Source organism: Streptomyces sp. 2131.1, assembly GCF_900105515.1.
GTDB lineage: Bacteria > Actinomycetota > Actinomycetes > Streptomycetales > Streptomycetaceae > Streptomyces > Streptomyces drozdowiczii.
On the sequence record NZ_FNSY01000001.1, the window covers coordinates 6127272 to 6139679 of the forward strand.

At 70.8% G+C, this 12408-nt stretch carries 7 protein-coding genes; 1 reads left to right on the forward strand and 6 read right to left on the reverse strand.

Annotated features, from left to right (window positions below; all coding sequences use genetic code 11):
* Positions 1-42: 42 nt before the first annotated feature.
* The 6 genes from BLW14_RS27575 to eccD form a co-directional block, all read right to left on the reverse strand.
* A complete protein-coding gene (locus BLW14_RS27575) occupies positions 43-3561 on the reverse strand; it encodes an AAWKG family protein (RefSeq protein WP_093709838.1) in 3519 nt (1172 codons plus the stop codon).
* A gap of 61 nt (positions 3562-3622) precedes the next feature.
* Positions 3623-4069 carry a type VII secretion system-associated protein gene (locus tag BLW14_RS27580; protein WP_093709839.1) on the reverse strand — a complete coding sequence of 149 codons (447 nt, stop codon included), beginning with the start codon at positions 4067-4069 and terminating at the stop codon, positions 3623-3625.
* A gap of 116 nt (positions 4070-4185) precedes the next feature.
* Positions 4186-4509: a WXG100 family type VII secretion target gene (locus BLW14_RS27585; protein ID WP_018522576.1), complete on the reverse strand. Its 324-nt coding sequence runs from the start codon at positions 4507-4509 to the stop codon at positions 4186-4188.
* Positions 4510-4594: 85 nt separating this feature from the next.
* Entirely contained in the window at positions 4595-4933 is a 339-nt protein-coding gene (locus BLW14_RS27590) for a hypothetical protein (RefSeq protein ID WP_018522577.1), read from the reverse strand.
* 155 nt (positions 4934-5088) lie between these two features.
* Positions 5089-6615: a type VII secretion protein EccB gene (gene eccB, locus BLW14_RS27595; protein WP_093709840.1), complete on the reverse strand. Its 1527-nt coding sequence runs from the start codon at positions 6613-6615 to the stop codon at positions 5089-5091.
* Between the two features lie 53 nt (positions 6616-6668).
* Complete coding sequence (eccD, locus tag BLW14_RS27600) at positions 6669-8069, reverse strand: type VII secretion integral membrane protein EccD (protein ID WP_093709841.1); 1401 nt, start codon at positions 8067-8069, stop codon at positions 6669-6671.
* Between the two features lie 401 nt (positions 8070-8470).
* Between eccD and eccCa the strand changes: the two genes are divergently transcribed.
* Positions 8471-12406, forward strand: coding sequence for a type VII secretion protein EccCa (gene eccCa, locus BLW14_RS27605; protein WP_093709842.1), 3936 nt, complete (start codon positions 8471-8473; stop codon positions 12404-12406).
* The last annotated feature ends 2 nt before the right edge of the window (positions 12407-12408 follow it).

Below are 12408 nucleotides of genomic sequence, written 5' to 3' on the forward strand. Positions count from 1 at the left end.
ACTCCCTCTCCGGTTCTCTCTTCCGTGGCCCGGCCCGCGTCCTCAGCGTCCGATGACCGCCGGGGCGCCGCCGTCGTCGGTGCCCCACACGTCGTCGTCCTCGGCCAGCCACGCCTCGCGGGCGCGGTCGCCGCTCTCCGTGGACGTGCCACCCTGGCCGGCGGCGCCGGGCCCGCCCACCGGGTACGGGGAACTGGAGGTGGTCGGCCGCGTGTACACGATCTCCTCGTCCTCGTCGACTCCCGCGGGCCGTCCGACGCGTCCGCCCCGTGCACCGCCGACCGGGTCGGTGAGGACGGCCCGGGTGCGTTCACTGGTGCCCTGGCCACCACCGCCCGCGCCGCCCATGCCGGGCATGCCGCCGCCCCCCATGCCCATCGGGTTGAGCGGGGTGCCGTTCGCGGATTGCGCCGCCGGGTTGCCGGCGAGCGCGGCGGCGCCGGGGTTGGCCGACCCCAGGGAGCCGCCGCCGTACGGGGTGCTGTCGTAGTCGTCGTAGTAGTCGTCGAGGCCGGCGTCCGGGCCGCCGGGCGCGTTCAGCGAGCCGCCCGGTCCATGGGTGTTCAGGCCGGACGTGTGGGTGAGCGGCGACGAGGTGTGCGGGCCGTCGAGGCCCTGGGTGTTGAGCCCGTCGGTGTCCGGACCGTTGTGGTTGAGGCTGTCGAGGTCCGGGATGCGGGTGTTGAGCGACGGGCCGTCGCCGTTCAGGTCGGTCGTGGTGGTGTGTCCGGCGGGGTCGGTGGTGGTGAGCTGCCCGGTGTCCGGGTTGAGGGTCTGCGTCGAGCCGTCGGGGAACTCCGTGGTGAGCGTGCCGTCGTCGTTCAGGGTCGTGGTGGACCCGTCCGGGTTGGTGAACGACTCACCGGGGTTGAGCTGGTGGGTGGTGACGTTGCCCGAGGGGTCGGTGACGGTGACCTGCCCGGTGTGCGGGTTGAGGGTCTCTGTCGAACCGTCCGGAAAGTGGGTGCTGACGGTGCCGTCCGGGTTGATCTGCGCCGTGGACCCGTCCGGTGTGGTGAAGGCGTTCGGGGCCGGATTCAGGTCGGTCGTGGTGGTGTGTCCGGCGGGGTCGGTGGTGGTGAGCTGGCCGGTGTCCGGGTTGAGGGTCTGCGTCGAGCCGTCGGGGAACTCCGTGGTGAGCGTGCCGTCGTCGTTCAGGGTCGTGGTGGACCCGTCCGGGTTGGTGAACGACTCACCGGGGTTGAGCTGGTGGGTGGTGACGTTGCCCGAGGGGTCGGTGACGGTGACCTGGCCGGTGTCCGGGTTCAGGGTTTCCAGCGAGCCGTCCGGGAACTCCGTGGTGAGCGTGCCGTCGCCGTTGAGCTGGGACGTGGAGCCGCCCGGGTTGGAGAAGGCGCCGTCGGTGGGGTTCAGCGTCGACTCGGACAGGCTGCCGTCCGGGTTGAGGGTCTCCACATGGCCGGTCTTCGGGTCGAGGGTCTGGCTCGAACCGTCCGGGAAGGTGGTGGTGAGCGTGCCGTCGTCGTTGAGCGTGGTGGTGGATCCGTCCGGGTTCAGCAGGCTGGTGCCCGGGTTGAGCTGCGAGGTCGACGTCACGCCCTTCGGGGAGGTGCTGGTGACCAGACCCGTACGCGGGTCGATGGTCTGCGTCGAGCCGTCGGGGAACTTCGTGGTCAGTGTGCCGTCGTCGTTGAGCTGGGTGCTGCCCCCGAGGGGGGTGTTCAGCAGCGACGAACCGCCCTTCCCGTCCTTGTCGCCGAGGCCGTCGGTGTTCAGGGCGTTGTTCAGCAGCGAGGTGACCGGAGGCACCGGTGCGGCCGGGTTCGGCCCTCCGAGCGGGGAGTCCGGGTCGCCGTTCAGGCCCAGGCCGTCGCCCGGACCGAGCCCGTCGCCCAGTCCGTTGTTCAGCCCGTCGTTGAGCGTGGTGAAGTTGTCGTTGATGCCGTCGCCGAGGTTGTTGACGCCGTCGCCCAGGCCGTTGAGACCGTCGCCGAGGCCGTTCAGGCTCTCGTTGAGCCCGTCGTTGATCCCGTTCAGGCTGTCGTTGAGCCCGTCGTTCAGCCCGTTCAGGTTGTCGTTGAGGCCGTCGTTGAGGTCCTTGAACCCGTCGCCGAGGCCGTTGAGGCTGTCGTTGAGCCCGTCATTGAGGTCCTTGAACCCGTCGCCCAGGTCGTTGAGGCTGTCGTTCAGCCCGTCGTTGAGGTCGTTGAGACCGTCACCGATCGTGTTGATGTTGTCGTTGAGGCCGTCGAGGTAGTCGTTCAGCTTGTCGTTGTTCGCATTGGCCTCGTCCTCCGCGATGTCGGCCTCCTCCTTGGCGAGGACCTCGGCCAGCGTCTCGGAGTTCTTGTCGGTGACCTCCTGGTCGAAGGCGTCCGTCACATCGGCCCACGCGGACTTCACGTTGCTGAGGGCGTCGATGGCCGGCTGCTTCAGCATCGAGTCGGCGTGGTCCGACCAGCTCTTGACGGCCGCGTCGGCGATTTTCTTCCAGGTGGTGTGCTGCGTGAGGTCGCCGTACGCGGAGGTCTGCTTGAACTCGGACGTGGTCGAGTAGGTCTTGTACGTGCCGCCGCCGCCGTAGCCACCGTAGTACTGGGTCTTCACGTTCACGTGCTGGATGTTGTCCCTGAGGACGAAGCCGGACACTTCGTCCAGCACCTTCACCAGGTGCCTGTGCGGGTCGTGCTTGCCGTCCTTGGCCCAGTTGTTCCACGCCGTCTGGAGGTCGGTGACGGCGTCCTTGAGCGCGGTCTGCGCGGCGGCCAGGGCGTCGCTCAGTTTCGACTTCGGGACGTAGCCGCCCACCGTGGTGTTCTTCGGGCTGTAGTCGCGACCGCCCAACTGGGATACGTATCCGTCGTAGTTGGTCTTCAACTCCTTCAGCAGGTGCCAGAAGAGGCTGGCCGCCTTTCCCTTCCACGCGGCCTGGTCCTCGCCGAGCGATTTCATCCATCCGTTGACGACGTCCGAGTGGTCCTTGAAGAACTGCATCGCCCGGTCGAAGGACTGACCCGTCTCCTCGAAGGACTTGAACTCGACAGCGTTGCCATCGAGGACCGACAGGTTGCTGAAGCTCCAGCCCTTGGTGGTGTGGTTGTTCAGCAGCTCGTCCAGAGCGAGTTTGCTGCCGGAGATGTACTGGGCCATCGGGCCGGAGTCCCACTGGACGTGCGAGTACGAGCCTTCGAACTCGCCGCCGCCGGAGATCGCCCCGTCCCCCCACAGGTCGGCGCGGCCGTCGTCGCCCACGCCCACGCCGATCATCACGATCCGCGCCTTCTTCAGGCTCACGCTGTTGTGCGCGCCGTCGCCGCCCGCGTCGTAGAAGGCCAGGTCGTAGTCCTCGCCCTTGCTCTTCTGGAACCCGCTGAGCGCCGTGTAGTCCTCGGTGGAGACCGCACGCATGGTCTGCCCGGAGATCTCCATCCGGAACAGCTTGAGGTCGGAGAAGTCGTCGCCGCTGTCGCTGCTGAGGGAGTTGAACAGGCTGGAGCGGGCCGGGATGGTGTAACCGGTGAAGTTGGTGATCGCCTGGGCGTAGTAGTCGTCCGGGTCGTAGGTGGGCGTTCCGGAAGTACTTTTGCCGTCGTCGGCCATGGCACGGACTCCGCTGCTGGGGCTGAGGGGGGTGGGGGAGAGGAGGACGCGGGGCCCGGCGTCAGCTGTCGGAGCCGGTGCCGCTCATGTCGTCGTCGACCGTGTCGAAGATGTCCATCAGCTTCTCGCCGTCGATCGAGGTCAGGCTGTCGCCCTGCGTCTTCAGCAGCGTGGTGATGGTCTCTTCGAGAGCGGACTCGATGTCGTCGAAGAGGACCTTCTGGCTCTTGAAGATGCCGTCCAGCGCGCCGCCCTGCGTCTTCAGCGCCTCGATCAGTGCCGAGCCGCCGGTCGGGTCCTCGCTGTCGCCGCCCCCCATAAGCCCGATGCGCAGCATCTTGGCGTCGCCCGACGCCGAGCCCTCACCGGTCTCCGCGACCAGGTTCTTCAGCGAGCGGACACCCGCGTTGTCCTTGCGGATGTTGAGCAGGTCGGTGATGAAGTCCCCGACATCGTTGTTCTTGAAGTTCTTGAGCGCCGTCGAGTCCAGATGGGTCAGGTCTGCCATGGGTGCCTCCGGTGGCGGGACGCGCCGGACCTGCGTGCGGCACGGCGACGGTACGGGGAGATGCCTCTACCGCGCCGACCGAGGGCGGACCGGTCGGCGCGGCCGTGACGGCCTGCTCAGCGGCCGATGGTCACCTCGGACCACATCTGGCTGAGCGAGTTCTCGCTGTACTTGTAGTTGCCGGAGATGTCGCTCAGGAGCTGCGCGTGCGAGGTGAGCAGCGTCTCCATGTTCTGCACCGCGCCGTCCCAGGCGGCCTGCTTCCGGCGGTACGTGTCGGCGTCGTTGCCGTACCAGGTCTTGGACAGCTCGCTGAGCTCTGCCTCAAGGTTGGACAGCGTCTGGGCGATCGCCTTGGTCTGCATCACCATGTCGTCTGCGGCGTTCGACATGTGGTTGTAGCTGACGTAGATGAAACCGTCGCTCAGGTTGTCTGCCACGGTCTGCCTCTTTCACACAGTGTTGAGGGTGGGGGGCTGCCTGTCCGGTAGGGCACCGGGGGCGTGGCGCCGATGAGGCGTCAGGTCATCCGGCCAGCTGATCGAAGGCCGACTGGGAGGCGTTGTACGCCTGGTTGATCGCGTCGTTCGACGAACCCTGGGTCTTGTTGTGCTCGACGAGGCTCTGGTTCAGCCGGTCGATGACGTCCTCGAGGTTCTTGAGGATGACGTTGCACTGGCCGTCCCACTGAGCGAGGAGCTGGCCGTACTGGCCGCCGTCGCTGCCCTGATAGCCGGAGCCCAGGGTGGACTTGGTGCCGTCGACGTCCTGGCGGATCTTCATGATCCCGCTGAAGGCCGATTCAAGGGCCTGGATGCCGTTCCGGGTTGATGACTCGCTTGACTGCTGGCCGTCTCCCGCCATCGTCCCACCTTTCGTGAGTCGGATCTTGGTACGAGCAACTTGAGCCTAAAGTGAGACAAGTTGAGAAGACAACAAGCTGAGGTAGATCTGAGGTTGGCGCTCGATATCTTTCCGGGTCATCACCCGACGGGAAACCTCTCCGGTGCCGGGGGAGTTCAGGAGTCGGAAGCGGCCTTTCCGGTACTCGAATCGGCCCCCCGGACACCCGGTGACGCGATGTCGGTCCGGCACTGCGTCGCGGGACCCGGCGCGGCCTTCTCCGCACCCGTGCCCGGGTTGGACCGCGCCGCGGCCTCCGTGCTCAGGTCAGGGCCGGTGGGCAGCAGCGACAGCAGCGTGGACGGCACCCGTACCGCATCGCCGTCGGAGTATCCGAGGGCGGCCAGCGCCTCCGCGTCCGCGACGCGGTACTTCACCCCGTCGTCGCCCACCAGGAACGTGGTGTTGCCGACCGTCGCGCCGGCCGCGCCCAGCACCCGCACCAACGTGCCGTGCCCCGGGCGCGTCACCACATGGTCCACCGCCACACAGGCCGGGACCAGTGCCGTGGGGTCGGCCGCGGCGTAGGGCGACAGCGCGACCTGGTCGATCCGCACCGATGTCACCCGTACCTCGCCGCCGTCCGGATCGACCCGGGTGCACGCCGCCTGCCCGGCGGGCAGCCGCAGCGCCGTCGGCGGGCTGTCCGGCAGCCCGGCCACCGACGGGTCGGTGCCCGCCGTGCCCGGCGCCTGGTGGGAGCGCAGATCGGAGACGCCGATGGCGACGGCTTCCGGGGACGCGCCGTCGTAGGCCTTCCTGCGGGTGTCCGGGTCGCCGAGCAGCAGCGCCGCCTGAGTGGCCGTGACCGCGTGCAGGCCGTCCGTCTGGAGCACGTAGTCCTGACTCACGGAGCCGGCCGTCATCCGGAACACCTGTCCGACCCGGGTCTTCCCGCCCGCCAGCGCCGGGCCCGCCCCGCCCCGGCCCGCGACCTTAGGGGTGGCCAGCTTCGGGCCGCTGACCAGAGCGTCCAGGAACGCCGCCGACACCGGACGGGGCGTCACCGCGCCGTACCCCAGCGACTCGGCCGCACCCGACCTCAGGTCCAGCTCCAGCCGGCTGCCCTGCCACATCAGGTACGTGCGGTCGTCCGGCCCCCGCACCACCAGCGCCGATCCCGCACCGACCGGCCGCGTCTCGACAGGGGCGCCCGGCACCAGGGTCGTCTCCTCGCCGTCGCCCGTGGAGCACACCTCCCACGCCGACGTCTCCAGGTCGCCCGGGCCCGGTACGCCGTCCGGGGCGCCGGTGATGCCGACCGGTGTGCCCACCGGGGTGCCCTTCAGCGACTTCGTGCCCACCGCCGTGGTGTCCAGGTCCGCGCCGCCGATCAGCAGCGCCGACGCGTAGTTGCGGACCGGCCGCAGCCGGCCGTCCGCGTACAGGTAGCGGGCGCCCGTGTCCTTGTTGACGATCAGGGTGTCGCCGCCGCGCCAGGCGTCGTTGCCGCCCGGCCGGAGCAGCCCGTACACGAATGCGCCGGCCGAGACGAGGATGGCGACGATGATGCCGATCAGCGCACCGCGGGTGGTGCGTCCCAGCGGGCTCTCCGGGGCGTCCGGATCGGCCAGCAGCATGCCCGAGGTCAGCCGCCCCATCATGAACGTGTGCGCTTGCACCTGGTCGCGCTTGGACCGCACGGTCGCCTCCTGCTCTCAGTGGTTCGTCGTCGTCACGGTGCCCGGCCGGCCCGTCATCCGTTCCAGCCGCGCAGGGCGCCGAAGACGCCCAGCAGCCAGAGGGTGAGCGGCAGCAGGGAGACCGCCAGAAGGGTGTGCAGCAGCTCGGCGGCCCGGCCCCAGTACGGCACCAGACGGCGGCCCGGCACCGTCCACACCGCGATGGTCAGCACCGTCGCGACCAGCAGCAGACCCACCACCAGGAGCACCCGTTCCACGCCGGTCAGCGCCAGGCCCCAGCCGAAAGCCAGCAGCAGCAGACCCCACGCGCCGGGCAGCACCAGCACCAGCCGCTGCGTGGTGTTCACCAGGCCCCGGCCGTGCAGGAGCAGCAGCAGCGAAAGAACCAGCGCGCACAGCAGCGCGGGCAGCGCGGGCCGGTGCGCGAGCGCCACCAGGCAGGCCGACGCCAGCACGCCCGTCGCCCCGTACAGCGCCGTCATCCACTCGCCGGCCAGCTCGGTGCGGACCGCGACATCGTTGCCGCGGTAGGGCTCGATACCCTCCTGGAGCTGCTGGGCGTTGGTCGGCAGCGCCGGCATCCGCATCCCCGCGAACCGGAACGACAGCGCCGGCACCAGACCGCCGAGCAGCACCGTCAGCATCGCCACCACGCCCGCCGCGGCGGCCGCCCGCAGGTCGAAGAGGGTCATCACCGCACCGCCCACCGCCGTTGCGAACGCGGTGAGCGCGGAAGCCAGGAAGAGCGGCGTGCGCACCGCGGTGGCCGCCAGCGCGAGTACCGCGCCGCCCGCCCAGGCCGCCGCCGCGCCCAACAGCCGCGCGCCGAGCACCTGGTGGGCCTGGGGCCCGCTCAGCTCGCCGCCCGGCACCAGCCAGCCCGCCAGTGCCAGAGCCGGAGCCGCCAGCAGACCGAGGACCGCGCCGGTCGCGCCGTCGTCGACCGCCCGGCTCGCCGAGGCCGCTCCGGCCAGCAGCAGCGCGCCGGCAGCGACGGCCGCGCCCGCGCGCAGCGTCACCGACGTACCCGGCCACGCCAGCAGCGCCAGGCCGGCCAGCACGGCCACCGCGACCAGGGCGCGCAGCAGGTGCCGAGCAGCTCCCTCGCTCCAGTCGTGCAGCCGGTCCCGGGTGACCGAGGCGATCCCGTCGACCAGGTCGTCGAGGCGCACCTCGGGCAGTGCTTCGGTGCGCGGTCGCAGATGCAGGACGTCGCCGTCGGTCAGCCCCAGCGCCGCCAGCGTCGCCTCCTCGTCCAGCGGCCGTCCGCCCAGGCGCTGGAGTATCCAGCCGTCGTGTTCGAGGCCGGTCTCCTCGATGTCCTCGCCCGCGTACCGCAGCACCGTCGGCAGCAGGTCGGCCACCGGCACGTCGGAGGGCACGGAGAGGTCGATGGTGCGGCCAGGGGCGCGCACGGTCAGGTGGCACAGGTCGGCCACGGAGGTGTCGGTCATACCGGGGCTCACGTCTCCTGAGCGTCGGAACGGAGGGCGTGGCGTGCGGTGTTGCAGGCCACTGAGGGGGAGGTGGCGCGAATGAGATGGACGACGGTCGAACGGTCGGGAGCGTGCGGAGGGAGGGGGTGACGTGGACTTACGGAGTTGACGGGGTGCACACTACTGTCACTCCCGGAGGCCGTCGTAACGGGAGCCCCCGGTAACGTGCACGGCACACATACCGGCCGGCCGCCCCAGGGCTCCGCCGTCCGTACGGCCTGCCCGTACCGCGCCCGTCGGCGTCGGCACCCGGACCGTGAGCCTCCTCCACGTGCCGCCGCGTGCGCGAAGACCACTAAGGAGCCCCAGCGTTGAGCGTGGTCCTGTTCCGTCGTCCGGCCCGTCGCCGCGGACCCGACATGCCGAGCGGCGAGCTGACCCTGCAGGAACCGCCGACCCTGATGGAGACCGTGCCGGACACGTCCGCGGTGTGGACGTACCTGCCGATGGCCATGATGTCGGTCTCCATGATGCTCATGTTCCTGCGCATGGGCGGCCAGGGGTCCGGCATCTTCATGTACATCGCGCTCGGCATGATGGTGCTCGCCGCCGCCGCGATGATGGTCGGTCAGGTCATGCGCAAGGCGGGCGACCGCAAGCAGCGGCTGCGCGGCGAGCGCCGTGACTACCTGCGCTACCTGGCGCAGAGCCGCCGCACCGTGCAGCGCACCGTCGTCGAGCAGCAACTGGCCCTGGCCTGGCGCCACCCCGAGCCCAACGTGCTGCGCTCCATGGTGCGTACCACCCGGCTGTGGGAACGTCGCACCAAGGACGTCGACTTCGCCGAGCTGCGCGTCGCCGTGGGCGACCAGCAGTTGGCCCTGCGGCTCAACCCCGTCTCCACCAAGCCCGTCGAGGACCTCGAACCGCTGTGCGCGCACGCCCTGCGCCGCTTCATCCGCGCCTACAGCACCGTGCCCGGCCAGCCCATCGCGCTCTACCTTCGCTCCTGGTCCCGGGTGCTGCTGCGCGGCGACCAGGACGCCGCGCGGGGCATGCTGCGCGCCGCGCTGAGCCAGCTCGCGGTCTTCCACCCGCCGGAGGAGGTGTGGATCGCGGTCTGCGCCGACGACGAGCACCGCGCCGAGTGGGAGTGGGTGAAGTGGCTCCCGCACAACCAGCACCCCCAGGAGACGGACGGCGCCGGACCGCTGCGCATGGTCGCCTCCGCCTTCACGGACCTGGAGAACCAGCTCGGCAGCGAGTTCTCCGAGCGGCCCGCCTTCGACCCGGACGCCGTGCCCGGCCGCGACGAGCCGCTCGTCGTGGTCGTCGTGGACGGTGCCACCGTCCCGGCCGGCCACCGCTTCGACGGCCCCGGCTACCGCAACGCCGTCGTCCTCGACCTCTCTGGCACCCTCACCTGGCGCCCCGGCCGCACCACCCTCCGCCTCGACGTCACCCCCGAGACCGTCGCCCTGGTGCGCACCGACCGCAGCCGCAAGGAGCAGACGACCGTCCTCGGCCGCCCCGACCAGGTCGGCCCGGTCGCCGCCGAGACCCTGGCCCGGCTGATATCCCCGTACCGGATGAGCCTCACCGCCGACGCGGTCGAGCCGCTCTCCGCCGACATGGAGCTCACCACCCTGCTCGGCATCCCCGACCTGCACCGCCTCGACCCCGCATCCCTGTGGCGGCGGCACAAGGGCTCCGCACGGCTGCGGGTGCCGGTCGCCGTCGGCGCGGACGGCCGCCCGGTGGAGCTGGACATCAAGGAGTCCGCGCAGGGAGGCATGGGCCCGCACGGCATGCTCATCGGCGCCACAGGCTCCGGCAAGTCCGAACTGCTGCGCACCCTCGTCCTCGGACTCGCCCTCACCAACTCCTCCGAGACGCTCAACTTCGTCCTCGTCGACTTCAAGGGCGGCGCCACCTTCCTCGGCCTGGACGAACTCCCGCACACCAGCGCCGTGATCACCAACCTCGCCGACGAGGCCGCCCTGGTCGAGCGCATGCAGGACGCCCTCCACGGCGAACTGCTGCGCCGCCAGGAACTGTTGCGCGCGGCCGGCAACTACACCTCCGCCCTGGAGTACGAGCGGGCGCGCGCCGGCGGCGCCGACCTCGCCCCGCTGCCCAGCCTCTTCGTCGTCGTCGACGAGTTCAGCGAACTGCTCGCAGCGCACAGGGAGTTCATGGAGCTGTTCGTGATGATCGGCCGCCTCGGCCGGTCCCTGGGCGTACACCTGCTGCTCGCCTCGCAGCGCTTGGACGAGGGCCGCATGCACCAGCTGGAGTCGCACCTGTCCTACCGGATCGGGCTGCGCACCTTCTCCGCGATGGAGTCCCGCGGAGTCCTCGGCGTCCCCGACGCCTACGAACTGCCCTCCCAGCCGGGCAGCGGCTTCCTCAAGAGCGGCGTCGAGGCGCTGACCCGGTTCCGCGCCGCCTACGTCTCCGGGCCCTACCGCCGTCGTGGCGGCGCCGTCGCCCAGGCCCGCGTCGCCAGCCAGATCGTGCCCTGGACCGCCGAGTACGTGGTGCCCCGCGCTCCCGCTCCGGCCACCGTCGAACCGGAGGCGGAGGAGACGGACGACAGTTCCAGCCTGCTGTCGGTCGCCCTGGACCGGCTGCGCGACGCGGGCCCGCCCGCCCATCGCGTGTGGCTGCCGCCGCTGGACGCCCCGTCCCCGCTCGACGTCCTGCTGCACGGCCTGACCGTCGACCCGGAGCGCGGACTGACGGCGCCGCGGTGGAACGGCACCGGCAAGCTGCGGGTCCCCGTCGGCCTCGTCGACAAGCCCTTCGATCAGCGCCGCGACCCCCTCGTCGTTGACCTCGCGGCGGCCGGCGGCCACGTAGCCGTCGCGGGCGGCTCGCAGAGCGGCAAGTCGACCGTGCTGCGCAGCCTCATCATGGGCCTCGCGCTCACCCACACCCCGCGCGAAGTGCAGTTCTACTGCCTCGACTTCGGTGGCGGCACGCTCTCTCAGCTCACCGGGCTGCCACACGTCGCCGGTGTCGCCGCCCGTCTCGACGCGGACCGGATCGGCCGCACCGTGGCCGAGGTCACCGCCGTGCTCACCCGTCGCGAGCAGTTCTTCCTGGAGCACGGCATCGACTCGATGGCCACCTACAGGCGCCGCCGCGCAGCCGGGGAGTTCCCCGACGAACCGCACGGCGACATCTTCCTGGTGATCGACGGCTGGTCCACGGTCCGGCAGAACTTCGACCAGTTCATCCCCACGTTCAACCAGATCGCCACCGGCGGCCTCAACTACGGCGTCCACCTGATCGTCGCGACCTCGCGCTGGCTGGAGCTGACCGCCCCGGTGCGCGACCAGGCCGCGACCCGCCTGGAACTCCGGCTCGGCGACACGATGGACTCCGTGGTCGACGTCCGCAAGGCCGCCGGCGTGCCCCGTACGCCTGGCCGGGGGCTCACCGTCGACGCCAAGCTGCACTTCCTCTCCGCGCTGCCCCGAGGCGACGGCTCCAGCGACCCGGAGACGCTGAGCGAGGGCGTCGGCGACCTGGTCGAGCGCATCGCCGCCGCCTGGCACGGGCCGCGCGCACCGCAGGTGCGGATGCTGCCGCACCGGCTGCCCGCCTCGGAGCTGCCCGAGCCGGAACTCGGCCAGGGCCGAAGCCTCAGGCTGCCCCTGGGCCAGGACGAGGAGGCGCTGGACACCGTCTGGCACGACTTCTCCCGCACCCCGCACCTCGTCGCCGTCGGCGACACCGAGAGCGGCAAGACCAACCTGCTGCGCGTGGTGGCGGACGCCATCGTCGCCCGCTACTCGCCGACCGAGGCCCGCATCCTCGTCGTCGACTACCGCCGTGACCTGGTGGAGGCGGTGCCCGAGGAGTACCGGCTCGGGCACGCCGTCTCCGTCGACGCCCTCAAGCAGCTCGTCGGCGGCTCCGCGAAGGCGCTGCGGACCCGGCTGCCCGGTCAGGAGATCACGCCGGCCCGGATGCGCAGCGCCGACTGGTGGACCGGCCCCCGGTTGTTCGTCCTCGTCGACGACTACGACATGGTCGGCGGCGGCACGGTGATGGACCACCCGTTCGCACCGCTCTTCGACCACCTCGCGCTCGGCCACGAACTGGGCCTGCACATCGTCGTCGTACGGTCCGCCACCGGCGCCGGACGCGGCCTCAACGACCAGCTGCTGCGACGCCTGGACGAGGTCAACACCCCGGGCGTCCTGATGTCGACACCGCCGTCCGAGGGGTACGTCTTCGGGAACGTGAAGCCGCGAGTGCTGCCACCGGGGCGCGCGCTGCACATCGTGCGGCGCAAGCCGGTACTGATCCAGACGGCGCTCGCGGGCGGGACGCAGGAGGCATAGGA

Bases quoted from the DNA above. Each gene is read 5' to 3' on its own strand.
- BLW14_RS27575 (WP_093709838.1), bottom strand. From the start codon at position 3,561: ATGGCCGACGACGGCAAAAGTACTTCCGGAACGCCCACCTACGACCCG.
- BLW14_RS27590 (WP_018522577.1), bottom strand. From the start codon at position 4,933: ATGGCGGGAGACGGCCAGCAGTCAAGCGAGTCATCAACCCGGAACGGC.
- BLW14_RS27580 (WP_093709839.1), bottom strand. From the start codon at position 4,069: ATGGCAGACCTGACCCATCTGGACTCGACGGCGCTCAAGAACTTCAAG.
- eccCa (WP_093709842.1), top strand. From the start codon at position 8,471: ATGCCGAGCGGCGAGCTGACCCTGCAGGAACCGCCGACCCTGATGGAG.
- eccD (WP_093709841.1), bottom strand. From the start codon at position 8,069: ATGACCGACACCTCCGTGGCCGACCTGTGCCACCTGACCGTGCGCGCC.